Source organism: uncultured Brevundimonas sp., from assembly GCF_963975535.1.
Taxonomy (GTDB): domain Bacteria; phylum Pseudomonadota; class Alphaproteobacteria; order Caulobacterales; family Caulobacteraceae; genus Brevundimonas.
This window is the reverse complement of record NZ_CAXBHE010000008.1, coordinates 50,241-67,979: the sequence shown is the minus strand read 5'-3', so window position 1 is coordinate 67,979 and position 17,739 is coordinate 50,241. Positions and strand designations below refer to the sequence as shown.

Here is a 17,739-nt window from a genome sequence, read left to right as displayed (position 1 = left end):
CCCTAACGCTCCGTCAACGGGCCGGCCTGAATCGCCTGCTGGATTGTGGAAAACCCGTCGGACCGAAGCCGTTCCGCCAGGTCGCGCTTGATCCGGGCTACCAATCCGGCCCCCTCGTAGATCAGGGCGGAATAGAGTTGAACCGCCGCGGCCCCGGCCCGGATGCGCGCATAGGCCTCGGCCCCGGAATCGATGCCGCCGACCGCAATCAACGGCAGGCGACCGGCCCCGGCTTCTGCGGCGGCCCTGAGGGCGAGCCTCGCCCGGACCTGGAGCGGGGCTCCGGACAGGCCGCCCGCCTCGTCCCGTTGGGGCGATCGCAGGCTGTCCGGCCGGTCGAGCGTGGTGTTCGACACGATCAGTCCGTCGATGCCGTGGGCCAGGGTCGCCTCGACGATCATGGCGATCTCGGTGACGGTCAGGTCCGGGGCGATCTTCAGGAACACGGGCACGCCACCCGGCGACCGGGCTTCGGCGATCCGGCCCAACAGGTCGTCCAGCGCGGCCCGACCCTGCAGGGCGCGAAGGCCGGGCGTGTTCGGCGACGAGATGTTGATGGTGAAATAGTCGGCCAGCCCGGCCAGACGGCGCAGGCCGGCGACATAGTCGGCGGCCTTGTCCCCGGTGTCCTTGTTGGCCCCCAGGTTGGCCCCGACAATGGCGTGCGCAGGTCGGTGCGCCAGTCGACCGGCGAAGGCGTCCAGCCCGGCGTTGTTGAAACCCATCCGGTTGATCACGGCCCGGTCATCCGCCAGGCGGAACAGCCGGGGCCTGGGGTTGCCGTCCTGGGGGCGCGGCGTCACCGAGCCACATTCGACGAAGCCGAAGCCCAGCCGCGCGAGACCGCGCAGGGCCTCACCGTTCTTGTCGAGTCCGGCGGCAAGGCCGACCGGATTGCCGAGCTTCAGACCGGCAACCGTGGTTGCGAGGATCGGGTCGTCGGCCGGCGGCGCGGGCAGGGGGGCCCAGGCCAGGGCCTTGATCGCCAGTCCGTGGGCGATTTCCGGGTCCAGCCGGCGCAGCAGCCAGGTGCCGGGGTCGAAACCGCTCACGGAGCGGTTCCGCCGTCGTCGAAGCGCATCTGGCCGTCCTCGGTCACCAGCAGGGCGCGAACGGTGCCGACCGCCGTGACCGGCAGGGGACCGTACAGATGCGGAAACAGGTCGCCGCCCCGTGAGGGTTCCCACAACAGGGAGTCGCCCAGGGGGGCGGTCTGCACCGACAGCAACACCAGTCCGCTGCGCCCCGCATAGTGGCGTCGGGCGGTTTCGGCCAGCTGGGTAGCGGTCGACATGTGGATGTAGCCGTCTGTCCGGTCGACAGCGGATCCGTCGTAACGACCCGCATCCAGCGCCGTCGTCCATTCGCCGGCATCGATCAGCTTGAAGGCCGTTGTGGGCGGAACGGTCATCCCGGGTCTCCGACATTTCCGGGTTCCAGCAGTCCCTCCCAGGTGCATCGGCCGGCCGGATCCACGGTGAAGATCGCCACCGAGCCCGGCTCGAAACCGCCGCTCAGCCGGTCGAGAACGGACGGTGAGGCCGCGCTCTCGATCAGATACTCGACCGCCAGCAGGTGGATGCCCGGATTGTGGGCCACCACCATCAGACAGCCGACCTCGTCCTCCGAGGCCTCGACGAACCGCCGCAGCACATCGGATTCGGCATTGTAGAGCGCGGCTTCATGACGGACCTCCACGTCGCCCAGCGCATCGTGCAGCAGGTCCCAGGTCTCGCTGGTCCGGGTGGCCGAGGACACCAGGGCCCGGTCGGGCCGCAGGCCCCGGGCGGCCAGGGCCCGGCCCATGCGCGCGGCGTCGAGACGCCCGGCGACCGACAGAGGGCGGTCGCGGTCGCGCCCGGGGCCGGGGACGCGTTCGGCGCTGGCGTGGCGCATCAGGATCAATCGGTGCATCAGCGCCCTTTAGGGTCGTTTGGTCGAAGCTTCCAGATCGTTCCGTGCGGGACCCGGCATTTGGGTGGCCGGTTGCGGGGCGAGACTCGGGGCCCGGCCGCGGACGCTCTGGGCTGCGCCATTGACCCGGAGGCGGGCATAGGCCTGTCGCGTCGCCTCCAGCATGATCACGCCCGCAGCTCCCGGAAACAGGTGGCGACCGACCTGTTCGAAGCCGTCGGCGAGCGGCAGCAGCGGGGTCCAGGGCGGCATGTACAGGGCCTGGGACCAGGCGGTCGGCTCCAGTCCGACCTCGCGGACCAGCCGCTCCAGCTGGCCGCGTGTAAAGGGGCGGCCGTGACCGAACGGGGTCGTCTCGGCGCGGGACCACAGCCCGCCGCGCGCCGCCGCAGTCAGGATGATCCGGCCGGCCGGCGCCATGGCCCGGACGGCTTCGGCCAGCAGGGCGCGGGCGTCGTCGGCCTCTTCCAGGGCGTGAATCAGCAGAACGCGGTCGAAGGTGCCTGCCATGAATGGCAGGCGGCGGTCGTCGACGAGCAGCGAGCGATTGCGGCCCACGACCGGCCAGTGTTCGACGCCCTGCCCGCCCGGCATCGCCGCCACGACACGGCGCGCGCCGACGAAGGCGTCCAGCCAGGGAGTGGCATAGCCGAGGCCCAGGACATCGCAGTTGGTGGCCTCGCCCCAGGCGTCGTCCAGCCGTCGCGCCAGCAATCGTCGCACCAGCGCCCCCGAGGGTTCACCGTAGAAGGCGCGAAGCTCTTCGATGCTGTGTCGCATCGGGCGAACATAGCCGCTGCTGTAGGCTTGGGCGAGCCGTCGCTGCTAGAATGGGGGCATGACCCTGAGCGTGCACCTGTTTCCCTGCCTCAACGACAACTACGGCCTGCTGGTTCGTGACGACGCGAGCGGGCAGGTGGCGACGATCGACACACCGGACGCGGACGCCATCCTGTCCGAGCTGGACCGGCTGGGATGGGGAGATCTGCACCTGATCCTCAACACCCACTGGCACGCCGACCACACCGGCGGCAATGCGGCGCTCAAGGCCCGGACCGGCTGCGACATCGTCGGTCCGGCCGAGGTGGGGCGGCTCGCCCCGCTGGACCGGGTCGTGAGCGGCGGTGACACCGTCACTCTGGGTCGAACCCCACTGCAGGTTACGGCCACCCCGGGTCATACCCTGGGCCATGTGGTCTATCGTTCGGTCGCCGATAGTGAGGCCTTCGTCGGGGATACGCTGTTCGCCCTCGGATGCGGCCGTCTGTTCGAGGGCACGCCCCAACAGATGTGGGACAGCCTGCAGACCGTGGCGTCGTGGCCAGCCGAGACCCGGATCTGGTGTGCCCACGAATACACGGCCGCCAACGCCCGGTTCGCCCTGTCGCTGGATGACCGTCCGGAGATGCAGGCCCATGCCGAGGCCGTCTTCGCCGCCCGGACGCGGGGTGAGGCCACGGTGCCGACGACCGTGGCGACCGAGCGGGCCTTCAACCCGTTCCTGCGGGCTGTGGACGTCACCGACTTCGCGGCGCGCCGCGCCGCCAAGGACGCGTTTCGCGGCTAGGACTCAGTCCTGCGGCAGGAAGGCGCGGATGATGCGGGCCGACGACGGCCGGCCAGCCAGCCCCTGGCTGGGGGCCACGACAACCCGCAGCTCGCTGCCCAGATAGGTGACCGCGGCGCGATCGCCTTCGATGATCGTGATGCGGCGCAGCCGACTGAGGCTGGGCCGCGCCGATGGTGAGCGCGCGATCCGCATGACCGCATCGGTGGAGATGATCAGGGCGTCGACGGCCAGGGATTCGGAGTCCTCGCCGGTGTCGAGATTGATCTCGACCAGACGCCCCAGGGCCTGGGTGATCATGCCGCTGCGACGCGCCATCAGATTGAACAGCTCGGACGGTCCCAGCGACGGTGGCGACAGGGCCGGCCCCGGTCCGGCGAACGAGACCGGCGACCCCCCGCGGGCGACCGGGGTAAAGACGGTCATGCCGCCGTCGGGCGTCACGCGCAGCACCTGCTCGCCGGCGTCATTGCGATAGATGATGTCGCCGCGCGGTGCCGGGGTCGGGCGCAGCACCCAGGTCTCGTCGCGGCGTTCGAAACGCAGCAGGGCCTGCCGACCCGATCCGCCGAGGACGAAAGCCTCGCCACTGTCGGCGACATAGCGTCCGGCGACCGGCAGGCTGTCGGGCCGTTCCTGATTGCGCAGGGACTGACTCTGTTCGGCCTGGGCATTGCCCCGGATCTGCGCCCGGGCGGCCGTGGCCGTCGTCAGTCCCGCGGCCACGATGGCGAGCGCCAGCGTGGCCGCGATCGGCGTTGTCGCCGTTCTGACCCGGACCGTGAGTATCATGCGGCGGAGCGTGGAGCCTCACCTCGGCGGATTTTAGGCAGGACCGGCTTCAACCGACCAGGTATTGACCGCCGTTCAACGAGAGGGTGCAGCCTGTGACATATCCGGCACGCTCGCCGGACAGCCAGGACACCATGTCGGCGATCTCCTCGCCCTTGCCCAGACGACCCACGGGGATCTGGGCGATGATGGACGCGAGGACCTTCTCGTCCATGGCCCCGACCATTTCGGTATCGATATAGCCGGGTGCGATACAGTTCACCGTCACACCCTTGCGCGCGTTCTCCAGGGCCAGGGCCTTGGTGAAGCCGATCATCCCGGCCTTGGCGGCTGAATAGTTGGTCTGGCCGATCTGGCCCTTCTGGCCGTTGATCGACGAGATGTTGACGATGCGACCGAAGCCCCGGTCGCGCATGCCGTTGATGACCTGGCGGGTCATGTTGAACACGCTGTCCATATTGACGCGGATCACGTCGGACCACTGGTCGGCACTCATCTTGTGGAAGAAGCCGTCGCGGGTGATGCCGGCGTTGTTGACCAGCACATCGATGGGGCCCAGCTGGTCCTCGATCTCCTTCACCGCCCGGGCACAGTCGTCGAACGAGCCGACGTTGCCCTTGACGATGGTCACGCCCAATTCCCTGGCCGTGGCCTCGGCCGCCTCGACATTGCCAGAATAGCCGGCGGCGACGGACATGCCGTCTTCCTTGAGGCGCTGAACGATCGCCTTGCCGATGCCGCGGGTTCCACCCGTGACGAAAGCCACTCGAGCCATGTGCGTTTCCTTGTCCCTGACGGCCCCGTCTGACGCGGGGCCTTGTTCCGCGTCACCCTAGCGGTTTGCCGGGGGCGCGAGAACCCCGGCGAGGTACGTTCCGGTCGTGTCCGGAACGCACCCGCTGTCCGTGTCTAGAGCCGGGCCATGTCGAGGACGAAGCGATAGCGGACGTCGGACTTCTCCATCCGGGTGTAGGCGTCATTGATCTGCTCGGGGGCGATGACCTCGATCTCGCAGGCAATGCCGTGCTCGGCGCAAAAGTCGAGCATCTCCTGGGTTTCGCGGATGCCGCCGATCAGCGAGCCGGCGATGCGGCGGCGACGCCACAGCAGGGGCAGGGCGTAGACCGGCATGCCCTCGGTCGACAGGCCCAGCATGACCATGGTGCCGTCGCGGGCCAGCAGATTGACGTGGCTGGCGATCTCGTGCGTGGCCGAGACGGTGTTGATGATCAGGTCGAATTTCTCGCCCGCCGCCGCCATGGCCGCCGTGTCGGAATTGATCAGGAAATGTTTGGCCCCCATCCGCTCGGCGTCGGCCTTCTTGCGGTCCGAGGTCGACAGCACGGTGACCTCGGCCCCCATGGCCGCGGCCTGTTTGACGGCCATATGGCCGAGCCCGCCCAGGCCGATCACGGCGACCTTCGAGCCGGGGCCGACCTTCCATTCCTTCAGCGGCGAATAGGTGGTGATGCCGGCGCACAGCAGCGGGGCGGCGGCGTCCAGCGGGATCGAATCCGGGATCGACAGCACATAGTTCTGGTCGACCGTGATGTGGTCGGCATAGCCGCCCTGGGTCACGGCCTGGCCGACGGCGGCCCCCTTGGGATCGGGCGAGCCATAGGTCTGGGTCATGCCCGGCACACAATACTGTTCCTCACCCTCCTGGCAGGCGGCGCAGGTGCGGCAGCTGTCGACCATACAGCCGACGCCGACCCGGTCGCCGACCTTGAAACGGGTCACGTCCGCGCCGACCGCCGCAACGACGCCGGCGATCTCGTGGCCGGGCACGATCGGATAGCGGGTATTGCCCAGGTCGTTGTTGGCGACGTGCAGGTCCGAATGGCAGACGCCGCAGAACTGGATGTCGATGGCCACATCGTCCGGGCCGGGATCGCGCCGCTCGAAACTGTAGGGCGACAGCGGCGTATGGGCGGCGGTCGCGGCGAAGGCGCGGGTGGCGATGGGCATGAAGAGGGCTTCCGGTCTGGCGGCGGGGGCCTTTAGATGTGGTCTTGGGCCGGTTGTCGCAAGGCGAGCCGGCCCCTGAAAAACACGGTCCACTGAGTCCACTGAGTCCGCCCTGGGCCCCACAGGGCCGGTCCGGACCCGGCCGCAAACCCCTTATGGCACGGCCCTGCGTCAGAACCGGACGGCGCGCGCCGCCTCAGCCCAGTGCCGCGATCAGCGCCTGGGCCGCGGCCGGATTGCGCACCTTCGCCCCCGAGATGAAATAGGCGAACACCGCGCCGCGTTCAGCCCAGGCGCGGGTCTGGGCGGCGACGGCATCCAGCTCGCCGGTCGTCAGGCCGGTCGGCTCATCCTCGCGGCTGGACATCAGCCGGGCATAGGTAAAGTCGGCGGTCGGCTGGTCGATACGCGGCCAGTCCGGCGATTCATCGTCGACGGCATAGACGATGGCCGCGCCGTATTTCGCGGCCAGATCATAGAACTGTTGCGTGTCGAAGCTGGGGTGCCGCACCTCCAGCGCATGCCGAAGCCGCACCCCGTCCTTCTCCTGCGGCAGCAGCTTCAGGAAGGCCTCGAAATCCTCGGGCTCGAACCGTTTCGTGCCCATGAATTGCCAATTGACCGGCCCCAGCTTGTCGCCCAGCGCCGTCAGCCCCTGGTCGAGGAACCGTCCCATCGACTCGCCCATCCCGGCCAACACCTTGCGATTGGTGCAGTAGCGACTGGCCTTGACCGCGAACACGAACCCGTCCGGCGTCTCGTCGCGCCACTTGATCCAGCTGTCGGGCTTGAAGGTCGAATAGTAGGTGCCGTTGATCTCGATCGAGGTCAGGGCCCGTGAGGCGAATTCCAGCTCGCGCTTCTGCACCAGGCCGGGCGGATAGAAGACCCCGCGCCACGGCTCATAGGTCCAGCCGCCGGTGCCGATGTGGATCCTGCCCGTCATGGAAGAACTCCGGTGGAGCGTCGGGGGTGATCCTATCCGCGTCCGTCGCGACTTTCATCTGCCCATCGGCCGCTTATCGCGGAGTCTCTGCCTGCGGCTGCAACTCGGTCGGCATCGGCAGGGCCTCGGTCTGGGCCTCGGTCTGGCTCAGCCCGGGTGCCTGGGCGGCGTAGATGACGCCGAAGATCGCCACGATCAGGACCAGGGAGATCAGCAGAACCCAGAGGATCCGAAGGCCGCTGCGGCCCTGTTTGGCGTCCTTTGCCGGAATGGCGGGGCCGTCCGACAGGCGGGCGTCGTGATCGGCGGGCCGTTCCGTCGGGTGATCGGGCGGGGGCGTTTCATGGGTCATGCAAAGCCAATGCTCAAGCTGGCCAGGCGTTCCCGGGACAGGCCCGGGACCGTCCGAATTCAGTAGGCGAAGTCGCGGTACATGCGCGTGACGTCGCCTTCCCATTCGCCGTGATACAGCGACAGCAAACGGTCGGCCGGGGTGATGCCGCTGTCGGCGATGTCCTCCAGCTCGGACAGATAGCCGCGCTCGTCGACCATGCCGCCGCTGAAGCGGGCCCGGTTCTTCAGGCCCTGGCGGGCGATGGCCACCATGTCGACGGCGATGTCGCGCACCGAACGGCCGGCGACCTCGGCCTTCAGGCCCAGCCGGGTGACGTCGCGGCGCAGGCGTTCGTGGTCGGCGATGTCCCAGTCCTTGCACAGGTCCCAGGCGGCGGCGAGCGACGGGGCGTCATACAGGATGCCGGCCCACAGGGCGGGCAGGCCGCAGATCCGGCTCCACGGGCCGCCGTCGGCGCCGCGCATCTCCAGATAGGATTTCAGCCGCACCTCGGGGAACAGGGTGGTCAGGTGATCACCCCAGTCCTTGAGTGTCGGCCGCTCACCGGGCAGGGCCGGCAGCTCGCCTTTGAGAAAGTCGCGGAACGACTGGCCCGAGGCGTCGATGTAGCGTTCGCCGCGCTTGGCGAAATACATCGGTGTGTCGAGGGCATAGTTGGCATAGGTCTCGTAGCCGAAGCCCTCGGCGAAGACGAAGTCCAGCATGCCGGTGCGGTCCGGATCGGTGTCGGTCCAGACATTGGCGCGGGCCGACAGGAAGCCGTTGGGCTTGCCCTCGGTAAAGGGCGAACAGGCGAACAGGGCGGTGGCGATCGGCTGCAGTGCCAGACTGGTCCGGAATTTGGCCACCATGTCGGCCTCGGAGTCGAAGTCCAGATTGGCCTGGATGGTGCAGGTGCGCAGCATCATGTCGAGGCCCAGCCCGCCCTTCTTCGGCATATAGGCGCGCATGATCTCGTAGCGGCCCTTGGGCATGATCGGGATGTCCTCGCGGGCCCACAGCGGGTCGAACCCGGCCCCCAGGAAGCCGAGGCCGATCTCGTCGGCGACCATCTTCACCTCCATCAGATGCTGGCCGGTCTCGTTGCAGATGTCGTGGATGTCCTTCAGCGGCGCGCCCGACAGTTCAAACTGGCCGCCCGGCTCGAGGCTGATCGAGGCCGAGAAGCCCTCGTTGTTCTTCCGTTCCAGCGCGATCACGTGACCCGCCTCTTCAACGGGGGTCCAGCCGAAGCGCTGCAGGCCGGTCAGCATGGCGCGGATGCCATTGTCGCCCTCATAGGCCGGACGGCGCAGGGTGGTGCGATCGAAGCCGAATTTCTCGTGCTCGGTGCCGATGCGCCACTGGGGCCGGGGCTTGGCCCCGTCGGACATGACGGCCGTCAGCTGTGCGAGCGAAAGCGGTTCCTGATCGACCATGGTGCATCCCTTGTCCGTCGCAGGGAGCGTACGGCCTGTTGTGGCTAGATGGGAGTCGCGGTCGCGCGGCTCAAGGGGCGTCCCTGTCGAGCGGTTCAGCGATCCCAGTCGCCGACGGCGGCCTGCCACAGGGTCAGGGCGGCGATGGCGGCGGTGTCGGCGCGCAGGATGCGCGGTCCCAGCGAGACGGCGGTGGTGAAGGGCAGGCCCAGCAGGCGTTCACGCTCCTCGGGGGCGAAGCCGCCCTCGGGGCCGATCAGCACGGCCCAGGGCTGCGACATTCCTCCCCCATCGGGAGAGGGGGACCATCCGAAGGGTGGTGGAGGCGGCACGCTCCCGGCACCGGCGGACGGATCGACCCCCTCCACCGCTTCGCGGTCCCCCTCCCCCAAAGGGGGAGGATTCAGCGCCGCCATCACCGGTGCACCGCCGGACTCGTCGCAGAACATCAGCCGCCGGTCCGGCGGCCAGTCGTCCAGCAGCGCGCCCAGCTTGACCGGGGCGTCGACCAGCGGCACGTCCAGCCGCCCCGTCTGTTCCGCCGCCTCGATGGCAATGGCGTCGAGACGGTCCATCCGCACGTGCTGGGTCTGGGTCCGGTGGGTGATCACCAACCGGACCCGTCGCACGCCCAGTTCCGTGGCCTTCTCGACCGCGAACTCCAGCGCGCTCTTCTTGACCACGCTGATCAGCAGTTCCACATCCGGACCCGTGGCCTGCGGCCGCACCGCGTCCTCGGCCCGCAGCACCACACCCTTTTTCAGCACCTCGGCGATGACGCAGCGCCATTCCCCGTCGACGCCGTTGAACACCAGCAGGCTGTCGCCGATCTTCAGCCGCATGACCTGGGACAGGTAACGTGACTGGTCGAGTGTGGGCATGATGGCCGCATCGTGGGTGAGCGGCTGGGGCACGAAGAGTCGGATCATGGCGCGACCCTAGCCGTCGGTCGACGTCTCGGGGAGTCGCACGCCCAGCGATTTTGCCAGCACGGGGAAGATGGCGTCGGCGTCGGCCCCGGTGGTGCCGAACGGCGCGCGCAGCTCCAGCCAGTAGGCGCGGAACTCCTCGCCGTCACTCTGGGCCAGGACGGTCAGGGCGGCGCGAATGCGGGCCTGGGTTTCGCGTGTCATCTCGCCCAGCGCCGGAACGATATCCGCCTGCATCGCCCTGTTGACCTGGGCCGCGTCCAGCGGATCGACGGCACCGAGGCGGGCTCGGGTGGCGGCATGGTCCGCCCCGCCGATCCAGGGATCGAACAGACTGTCCATCAGCTCGGACCGGGCCCGGGCCTCCCGTTCGGCCAGGCGTTGCTTGGCGGTCTTGCGCACGGGCGTTTTCCTAAAGCGACCGGGCGATCAGCAGCTTCATGATCTCGTTGGTGCCGCCGTAGATGCGCTGGACGCGGGCGTCCTTGTACAGCTGGGCGATCGGATATTCGTTCATATAGCCGTAGCCGCCGTGCAGCTGCAGCATTTCGTCGATCACCTCGCCCTGGATGTCGCTGACCCAGTATTTGGCCATCGAGGCGGTGACCGCGTCCAGCTGCCCCTTCAGGTGCAGGCCGATACAGTGGTCGACGAACACCTTGGCCACGGTCAGTTTCGTCTTCACCTCGGCCAGTTTGAACTGGGTGTTCTGGAAGTCGATGACCCGTTTCCCGAACGCCTTGCGCTCCTTCACATAGGCCAGCGTCTCCTGCAGGCCGCGCTCGGCCGCGGCGACGCCCTGGACGGCGATGTTGAGCCGTTCCTGCGGCAGTTGCTGCATCAGCTGGACGAAGCCCTGGCCCTCGGTGCCGCCGATGACATTCTCGCCGGGGACCTTGACCTCGTTGAAGAACAGCTCGGAGGTGTCGTTCCCCTCCATGCCGATCTTGTGCAGGTTGCGGCCGCGCTCGAAGCCCTCGGCCCCGTCGGTCTCGACCACGATCAGACTGGTGCCCTTGGCCCCCAGGCTCGGGTCGGTCTTGGCCACGACGATGACGAAATTGGCCAGCTGGCCGTTGGTGATGAAGGTCTTGGAGCCGTTGACCACATACTGGTTGCCGCTCTTGAGCGCCGTCGTCTTGACGCCCTGCAGGTCGCTGCCCGCGCCCGGCTCGGTCATGGCGATGGCCCCGACCAGCTCGCCCGAGGCCAGTTTCGGCAGCCAGCGCGCCTTCTGCTCGGCGGTGCCGTAGTGCCAGATGTAGGGCATGACGATCGCGTTGTGCAGCGAGATGCCGAAATGGTCCGCGCCCTTCCAGCCCAGCTGGCGCATCAACACCACCTCGTGCCGGTAGTCGCCACCCATGCCGCCGTCTTCCTCGGGCATCGACAGGCCCAGCAGACCGGCCTCGCCGGACCGGGTCCACAGGTCGCGCGGCACGCTGGAGTTGGCGATCCAGTCCTGGACCGCCTCGGGCGGCGCATGCTCGTCGATCCATTTGCCGACGCTGTCGCCGAAGAGGGTGATGTCCTCGTCCTGCATGAAATCGGGTTCGGGGGTTTGAAGGACGTTCATGATCTTGTCTCCTCCCCACTCCGTGGGGAGGGGGACCGCGAAGCGGTGGAGGGGCTATGTCCACCGCACAGTTTCAACAGGCCGCCAAATCAGACCGAGTCCGAGGCCGGCAGCCCCTCCGTCACGGCGCGAAGACGCGCCGCGCCACCTCCCCATCGCTACGCGACAGGGAGGAGACCTATTAAATCAAAACGCCTCGGCGGGCATGTCCATCAGCACCTCGGCCCCGGTCTTCATCTTGACCAGATGGGCCTCGGCGTCGGGCAGGATGCGTTCGACGAAATAGCGGCCGGTCTGCAGCTTGGTGACATAGAAGGGGTCGGTGTCGCCGGCGGCGATCTTCGCCTGGGCGGCCTTGGCCATCTGGGCCCACATATAGGCCAGCGCCGTCAGGCCGAAGAGGTGCAGATAGTCGGTCGAGGCGGCCCCGGCGTTGTCGGGATTGGCCATGCCGTTCTGCATCAGCCACATGGTGCCGTCCTGCAGCTTCTTCTTCGCATCGGCCAGGCCGGTGATGAAGGGCTTGATGGGCGTGTCGCCGTCATTCTCGCTGACGAAGGCGTCGATGTCGGCGAACCAGCTCATGATCGCCCGGCCGCCCTTGGACGGCAGCTTGCGACCGACCAGGTCCAGGGCCTGGATGCCGTTGGCGCCCTCGTAGATCATGGTGATCCGCGCATCGCGCAGATACTGGCTGGCCGGGAAATGCTCGGTGTAGCCGCTGCCGCCGTGCACCTGCATGCCCAGTGAGGCGACGTGGAAGCCCTTGTCGGTCAGGTAGGCTTTCAGCACCGGCGTGACCAGGCCCATGTAGTCGCTGGCCTTCTGGGCCTCGGCCTCATCGTCGGAATGCTGCAGATCGGCCTGCAGCGCGGTCCACAGGGTGAAGGCCTGGCCGCCTTCGACGAAGGCCCGGGCTTCCAGAAGCATGCGCCGGACGTCCGGGTGGACCATGATCGAGTCCGCCGGCAATTCCGGGCTCTTCGGTCCGGTCAGCGAGCGGCCCTGCAGGCGGTCGCGGGCGAATTCGACGGCGGCCTGATAGGCGGCGGTGCCGATCGACAGGCCCTGCAGGCCGGTGCCGAGACGGGCCTCGTTCATCATCACGAACATGGCCGCCATGCCCTTGTTCTCGGTCCCGACCAGCCAGCCCTTGGCATTGTCGTAGTCCATCACACAGGTGGCATTGCCGTGGATGCCCATCTTGTGCTCGAGGCCGCCGCAGGCCGCGCCGACATTGCGCTCGCCCAGGCTGCCGTCGTCGTTGACGAACACCTTGGGCACGACGAACAGGCTGATGCCCTTGATCCCGGCCGGGGCCCCCTCGATGCGGGCCAGCACCAGATGGATGATGTTGTCGGTGAAATCGTGCTCGCCCGAGCTGATCCAGATCTTCTGGCCGGTGATGTTGTAGCTGCCGTCGTCGTTCGGCACCGCCTTGGTGCGGATCAGGCCCAGGTCCGTGCCGCACTGCGGCTCGGTCAGATTCATGGTGCCGCCCCATTCGCCCGTCGCCATCTTCGGCAGGTAACGGGCCTTCAGCTCATCCGAGCCATTGGCGTTCAGCCCCCAGTAGGCCCCGGCGGTCAGGCCCGGATACATGGAAAAGGCCGGGCTGGCGGCCGCGGTCATCGTGCCGAAGGCCATGGCCACGACCGCGGGCATGCCCTGGCCGCCGTGCTCGGGCAGGGCCGACAGGGCCGGCCAGCCGGCGGCGACCATCTGCTGATAGCCTTCCTTCCAGCCGGTCGGACCGGTGACCTTGCCGTTGTCCCACTTGCAGCCTTCCAGGTCGCCGACCCGGTTCAGCGGGGCGATGACTTCCTCGGCGAATTTCGCGCCCTCCTCGAGAATCTGGCCGACCAGGTCGGATGAGACGTCGGCGAAACCGGGGTGGTTGGCGTAGCGGTCAATCTCCAGAACATCGTTCAGGATGAAGGTCAGGTCGCGGACGGGCGCCTTGTAGGCCATGGGATTACGCTCTCGCTTTGAAGGGCTGAAGGAGGGAGTGGCCGGGGCCGTGTTCAGGGTTGAGCCGGGCCTTGAGCAGATTGGCGTATTCGTCGGCACCGGGCAGCAGGTCGGGGCGATGTTCGCCCAGCTTGCGTTCCATCACGGCGCAGGCTTCCTCGGCTGTCTCGATGGCGGCGTCGAGGTCCTCGCGCTGCTGTTTCAGCGCGGCGATCTGGGCCCGGTGGCGGCGCAGGGCCACGGCCATCTGGTGGGCGTTGTGATCGTCGTGATCATAGAGGTCCAGCATCTCCTGGATCTCGAGCAGGGAGAAGCCGATGCGGCGGCCGCGCAGGATCAGCTTCAGCCGGGCCCGGTCACGGGCGTCATAGACCCGGGTCTGACCCTTGCGGGCCGGGGTCAGGAGGCCCTTGTCCTCGTAGAATCGCAGGGCCCGGGCCGTCGCGCCGAACTCGCGGCAGAGCTGCCGGATCGAATAGGTGCGGTGATCGTCTGCGGTCGCCATGGCCAAGTCATAACTTGACGTGCACGTAAAGGGAAGCCTTTAGCTGGGCATGGCGCGCAAACACGTCAATCTGGGCAGCGCCCCCGACAAGCGCGACCTGCCGCAGAAGACCTGCGTCGTCTGCGGCCGACCGTTCTCATGGCGCCGGAAATGGGCGCGCGACTGGGAGGCGGTGAAGGTCTGTTCAGATCGCTGCCGCGCGGCGTCCGCAGGCCCGGCGTCCGGGTCCGACCGCTAGGATGCCACCTGGCTGGTGCCTGTCTGGCGGCGCGACTTTCCGAGTAGCAGGATCGCGCCGGACATAACGATCTCGATCGCGCCGACGATCAGGGCCAGGTTGACGGGCAGGGTGATCATCGCCAGCGCCGTCAGGGTGCCGATGACAGCCAGCGCGCCACCCAGAACCCAGTAGACCGAACTGCCGTAGACCGTGCGGAAGACCAGATACCGAACACCGATGGACACGGCCATCGCCGGGAACGCGAGTTCCGGCGCCGTGCGCAGGAAGCAATAGGCCAGCAGGATACCGGAAAAGAGGATGAAGGTGCTCTCCAGCGCCAGCCGTTCCAGCGGATTGCCCGGCACCGCCCGCGGGGCCCGGAACACGGCGCGCGAAATCAGCAGCGAGACCGGGAAGATCAGGATCCCGCCGACGAAGAGTGCGTAGAATCCGCTCACAACGCCCTGCCGGTCCCACAGTCCTCCCGCGATCAGCCACACCACGCCCGATACGAACACCCCCGGTGCCCCGTGGACGTGGGCGCGCGCCATATCGGACTGGGCAGTGGCGATCTGCATGTCTTGCGTTCCCCGGGGCGCGACCTCGCCCGAACGCACCACTAGCCGTGAAGCTTGAACTAAGTGCAAGCCGGCCCTCCGGGCTCGGGCCACGCTCACGATGTCGGGCCCGGAACTTCGTCCCGCCCTGTCCGTTCGCCGCCCATGACCCGCCATCGCCGCCTGCCCCTCGTCGTGCTCTCCGGTGCGGCCCTCGCCCTTGCGGCCTGCGCGACGCTTGAGCGCGGCCCGGTCGGCAATCCGGCCGTGCCCCAGCCCGCCCGGACCGTTGATCTGAACCGCTACGCCGGACTCTGGTACGAGATCGGTCGCTACGAGAACGGCTTCGAACGAGATTGCGAGGGCGTGACCGCCCTCTACACCGTGCGCGACGACGGCCTCATCGGCGTGCGAAATTCTTGCCGTCAGGGCGATGTCGCGGGGGAGGAGACGATCGTCGAGGGCCGGGCCCGGGTCGTCGCCGACAGCGGCGGCGCCAAGCTCAGGGTCTCCTTCTTCGGCCCCTTCTTCCTCGGGAACTACTGGGTTCTGGACCGGGCTGAGGACTATTCATGGTCCATCGTCGGTGAGCCGTCCGGCCGCTACCTCTGGCTTCTCAGCCGCACGCCCCAACCGTCCGCCCAGGTTCGCGAGACCATCCTGAACCGGACGCGGGTATTGGGCTATGATGTCTCGCTGGTCCGGCCGGTCGAACAGCCGCCGGCCTGAGGCGAGGAAGGGGCGCGCCGGGGCGGCTCACCCGCGCCGCCGTCTAGCGAACCTCGCGCGCCCGAAACCACAGCACCGGCACCGTGAGGGAGATCAGGATCAGATTGGTCACCGCGGGGCCGACGTCCAGGCTCGCGGCGTGGATCGTCAGCATGACGACTTCCAGCACCAGCAGGCCGGCGGCGGCCGTCACCAGCAGGGGGCGGCCCACCCGCCACGACAACAGCGGGACCAGCATCAGGGCGGCCAGCACGAGTTCGGCCAGGCCCAGGCCCCGCACCAGATTCTCGCTGACGCGCGCGGGCCAGCGCATCAGTTCGACCAGATTGGCCATCGGCTCGGTCAGCTTGGCATAGCCGGCCCCGGCGAAGAACATCGCCAGCCAGCCCTGCAGCGTCCACAGCGTCAGGTTCAGATAATCCGCCATGGCGCGGCGGCGGGGGGTCAGGGTCTGTGTGGTCATGGTGGTGATGGGGTGATCTGGCGGAAGGGGGAAGCGAACTGTAACAGACGCTACATCAGATCGCCGGTTCGGAACCGCAAGGGGGTGGCCGTCGCCGTAACGTTCTGTGATGCCTCTGACCCGAGCTACGGGGCGGAGGCGTCACCGTATGCATAGGCCTGCGACATCTCGATCCCGTTAAGGGCCACGCTTAACGTGACAGGGCATAGGCACCGCGCGACGCCTCCAGACGGGCCAGCTTGGCTGCGAACGGATCCCAGTCGTCGCGCGCGGCAATCGCGGCCCACACGGCCTCGACCTCATCGATCAGCAGTTCCTCGGGGTCGGCGGCGGCGAAAACCGGGTGTTCCAGCCGCTCGGGCCGGTCGCTCTCATGATCGAACAGGGCGGCACGGAAGGCTTCAAACGTCTCGCCGCGATAGAGGCCTGCCCGGGGTCCGGCCAGGGCCCGTGCCGACGAGGCAAAGCCGCCGAACCAGTCGAAGAACAGCGGCTCCCATCGCAGGGCTGCCCCGGATTCCCGCAGGAAGGCCAGGGTCGTGTCGAGCAGGGTCTGGTCCGCCGCCTCACCGGCGCTGTGCACGCCCAGCCGCATCAGGAAGGCGGTGCGCAGCTCGCGGATATAGGCGGGCCCGAACCCGTTCAGGGCCTCGGTCAGGGGCTCGGCCTCGGCGACCAGTTTCAGGCAGCCGGCCAGCTGGGTCAGGTTCCAGAACACGGCCTCGGGCTGGCGGGCGAAGGCGTAGAGGCCGAACTGGTCGAAATAGGCGGCGGTAAAGCCGGGCTCGTAATGGGGCAGGAAGCGCCACGGCCCGTAGTCGAAGCTCTCGCCGGTGACATTGAGATTGTCGGTGTTGAGCACGCCATGGACGAAGCCGGCGGCGATCCAGCGCGCGCTCAGCCGGGCCGAGGCCTCGACCACCGCGCGCAGCAGGCCGGGCACATCCCCCGCCGCGACCCCGGGGTGGTAGAGGCCGCGGACATGCTCGACCAGGGTGGCGATCAGGTCCGGCCGCTCATGCCAGGCCGCGCGCTGGAAGGTGCCGAAGCGCACATGGCTGTGGCCCAGGCGTACCAGCACGGCCGAGCGCGTGGGGGAGGGTTCGTCGCCGCGCTGCAGCGCCTCGCCGGTCTCGATCAGGCTGAAGGCCCGGCTGGTCGGGACGCCCAGGGTTTCCAGCAGGGTCGCGGCCAGGATTTCGCGCACCCCGCCCTTCAGTGTCAGCCGGCCGTCGCCGCCACGCGACCAGGGCGTGGTACCCGAGCCCTTGGTGCCCAGGTCCAGCAGGCGGCCGTCCCCGCTCCGCAGTTGCGCCGCCAGGAAGCCGCGGCCGTCGCCCAGGTCGGCGTTGTAGCTGCGGAACTGATGGCCGTGATAGCGCATGGCCACGGGGGCGGCTTGACCGGGCAGGGGCTCGAACCGGCCGAAATGAGCAATCCATTCGGCGTCGGTCAGGCCCTCCAGCCCGACCTCGGCCGCGGCCCGGTCGTTGCGATAGCGCAGGGTCGTCTGCGGAAAGGCGGCGGGCGCGACCGGGTCGCAGAATTCGCTGCCCAGGTCAGGGAAGCGGGGTTCGGGGCGATAGCGTCTGGACACGGGCATGGGGGGCAGATGCGGCCTGCCGGGCCGAAGCGCAACACGGGTTTTCGGTCGGGGGTGTTGAGCCGCCTGATCGCGGCGGCTATGGTTGAATCAGAGATCAGGCCTGTGTCGACCTCCCGCCCTCCGGCCGGGCGGATGGCCGGGCCGGGCCGGCACTGCTGCGAGGGCGGTGAATCCGGTCCGACGGCAGTCGATAACCTGACGTCACATACAGTCTTTTTGATCC

Annotated in this window: 21 protein-coding genes; 3 read left to right on the top strand and 18 right to left on the bottom strand. The window is 68.2% G+C overall.

Going from position 1 to position 17,739, the window contains the following annotated elements:
• Positions 1-2: 2 nt before the first annotated feature.
• Genes AACZ75_RS12020 through AACZ75_RS12005 form a run of 4 tightly spaced genes read right to left on the bottom strand, consistent with a single transcriptional unit; the run spans position 3 to position 2,694 of the window.
• Complete coding sequence (locus tag AACZ75_RS12020; RefSeq protein ID WP_339873097.1) at positions 3-1,052, bottom strand: quinone-dependent dihydroorotate dehydrogenase; 1,050 nt, start codon at positions 1,050-1,052, stop codon at positions 3-5.
• On the bottom strand, positions 1,049-1,411 hold the full coding sequence (locus AACZ75_RS12015; RefSeq protein ID WP_339873096.1) for a DUF952 domain-containing protein: 363 nt from the start codon (positions 1,409-1,411) through the stop codon (positions 1,049-1,051). Before AACZ75_RS12015 ends, AACZ75_RS12020 begins: the two co-directional genes overlap by 4 nt.
• The gene (locus AACZ75_RS12010; RefSeq protein WP_339873095.1) at positions 1,408-1,914 is read right to left on the bottom strand and encodes a histidine phosphatase family protein; all 507 of its coding nucleotides are present in this window, start codon (positions 1,912-1,914) and stop codon (positions 1,408-1,410) included. The genes AACZ75_RS12015 and AACZ75_RS12010 overlap by 4 nt, the downstream gene beginning before the upstream one ends.
• 9 nt (positions 1,915-1,923) lie before the next feature.
• Positions 1,924-2,694, bottom strand: a complete 771-nt coding sequence (locus AACZ75_RS12005) for a methyltransferase domain-containing protein (RefSeq protein WP_339873094.1) — start codon at positions 2,692-2,694, stop codon at positions 1,924-1,926.
• A gap of 58 nt (positions 2,695-2,752) precedes the next feature.
• On the opposite strand from AACZ75_RS12005, the gene gloB reads away from it, so the two are divergent.
• The gene (gloB, locus tag AACZ75_RS12000; protein WP_339873093.1) at positions 2,753-3,481 is read left to right on the top strand and encodes a hydroxyacylglutathione hydrolase; all 729 of its coding nucleotides are present in this window, start codon (positions 2,753-2,755) and stop codon (positions 3,479-3,481) included.
• A 3-nt stretch (positions 3,482-3,484) separates the two neighbouring features.
• Here the strand turns inward: gloB and AACZ75_RS11995 are convergent, their stop codons facing one another.
• The 11 genes from AACZ75_RS11995 to AACZ75_RS11945 form a co-directional block, all read right to left on the bottom strand.
• Positions 3,485-4,273: a DUF4908 domain-containing protein gene (locus AACZ75_RS11995; RefSeq protein ID WP_339873092.1), complete on the bottom strand. Its 789-nt coding sequence runs from the start codon at positions 4,271-4,273 to the stop codon at positions 3,485-3,487.
• Positions 4,274-4,322: 49 nt separating this feature from the next.
• A complete protein-coding gene (gene phbB / locus AACZ75_RS11990) occupies positions 4,323-5,048 on the bottom strand; it encodes an acetoacetyl-CoA reductase (protein WP_339873091.1) in 726 nt (241 codons plus the stop codon).
• Between the two features lie 134 nt (positions 5,049-5,182).
• On the bottom strand, positions 5,183-6,241 hold the full coding sequence (locus tag AACZ75_RS11985) for an NAD(P)-dependent alcohol dehydrogenase (protein WP_339873090.1): 1,059 nt from the start codon (positions 6,239-6,241) through the stop codon (positions 5,183-5,185).
• Positions 6,242-6,437: 196 nt separating this feature from the next.
• A complete protein-coding gene (locus AACZ75_RS11980) occupies positions 6,438-7,187 on the bottom strand; it encodes a DUF72 domain-containing protein (RefSeq protein ID WP_339873089.1) in 750 nt (249 codons plus the stop codon).
• 73 nt (positions 7,188-7,260) lie between these two features.
• The gene (locus AACZ75_RS11975; protein WP_339873088.1) at positions 7,261-7,539 is read right to left on the bottom strand and encodes a hypothetical protein; all 279 of its coding nucleotides are present in this window, start codon (positions 7,537-7,539) and stop codon (positions 7,261-7,263) included.
• A 59-nt stretch (positions 7,540-7,598) separates the two neighbouring features.
• The gene (locus AACZ75_RS11970) at positions 7,599-8,960 is read right to left on the bottom strand and encodes a glutamate--cysteine ligase (RefSeq protein ID WP_339873087.1); all 1,362 of its coding nucleotides are present in this window, start codon (positions 8,958-8,960) and stop codon (positions 7,599-7,601) included.
• Positions 8,961-9,055: 95 nt separating this feature from the next.
• Positions 9,056-9,889, bottom strand: coding sequence for a 16S rRNA (uracil(1498)-N(3))-methyltransferase (locus AACZ75_RS11965; protein WP_339873086.1), 834 nt, complete (start codon positions 9,887-9,889; stop codon positions 9,056-9,058).
• A gap of 9 nt (positions 9,890-9,898) precedes the next feature.
• Positions 9,899-10,291, bottom strand: a complete 393-nt coding sequence (locus AACZ75_RS11960) for a hypothetical protein (RefSeq protein WP_339873085.1) — start codon at positions 10,289-10,291, stop codon at positions 9,899-9,901.
• Positions 10,292-10,301: 10 nt separating this feature from the next.
• Entirely contained in the window at positions 10,302-11,465 is a 1,164-nt protein-coding gene (locus AACZ75_RS11955; protein WP_339873084.1) for an acyl-CoA dehydrogenase family protein, read from the bottom strand.
• 186 nt (positions 11,466-11,651) lie between these two features.
• The gene (locus AACZ75_RS11950) at positions 11,652-13,436 is read right to left on the bottom strand and encodes an acyl-CoA dehydrogenase C-terminal domain-containing protein (protein WP_339873083.1); all 1,785 of its coding nucleotides are present in this window, start codon (positions 13,434-13,436) and stop codon (positions 11,652-11,654) included.
• A gap of 4 nt (positions 13,437-13,440) precedes the next feature.
• Positions 13,441-13,941 (bottom strand): MerR family DNA-binding transcriptional regulator, encoded by a 501-nt coding sequence (locus AACZ75_RS11945; RefSeq protein WP_339873082.1) that lies wholly within the window; start codon positions 13,939-13,941, stop codon positions 13,441-13,443.
• Positions 13,942-13,990: 49 nt separating this feature from the next.
• On the opposite strand from AACZ75_RS11945, the gene AACZ75_RS11940 reads away from it, so the two are divergent.
• On the top strand, positions 13,991-14,179 hold the full coding sequence (locus tag AACZ75_RS11940) for a DUF2256 domain-containing protein (protein ID WP_339873081.1): 189 nt from the start codon (positions 13,991-13,993) through the stop codon (positions 14,177-14,179).
• Here AACZ75_RS11940 and AACZ75_RS11935 read toward each other — a convergent pair.
• Positions 14,176-14,739, bottom strand: a complete 564-nt coding sequence (locus AACZ75_RS11935; RefSeq protein WP_339873080.1) for a hypothetical protein — start codon at positions 14,737-14,739, stop codon at positions 14,176-14,178. The two genes, AACZ75_RS11940 and AACZ75_RS11935, sit on opposite strands and share 4 nt — an antisense overlap.
• A 144-nt stretch (positions 14,740-14,883) precedes the next feature.
• Between AACZ75_RS11935 and AACZ75_RS11930 the strand changes: the two genes are divergently transcribed.
• Complete coding sequence (locus tag AACZ75_RS11930; RefSeq protein ID WP_339873079.1) at positions 14,884-15,447, top strand: lipocalin family protein; 564 nt, start codon at positions 14,884-14,886, stop codon at positions 15,445-15,447.
• 43 nt (positions 15,448-15,490) lie between these two features.
• Here the strand turns inward: AACZ75_RS11930 and AACZ75_RS11925 are convergent, their stop codons facing one another.
• Both AACZ75_RS11925 and AACZ75_RS11920 read right to left on the bottom strand, forming a co-directional pair.
• Complete coding sequence (locus AACZ75_RS11925) at positions 15,491-15,910, bottom strand: DoxX family protein (protein WP_339873078.1); 420 nt, start codon at positions 15,908-15,910, stop codon at positions 15,491-15,493.
• A gap of 190 nt (positions 15,911-16,100) precedes the next feature.
• On the bottom strand, positions 16,101-17,513 hold the full coding sequence (locus tag AACZ75_RS11920; protein WP_339873077.1) for a YdiU family protein: 1,413 nt from the start codon (positions 17,511-17,513) through the stop codon (positions 16,101-16,103).
• Between the last annotated feature and the right edge of the window lie 226 nt (positions 17,514-17,739).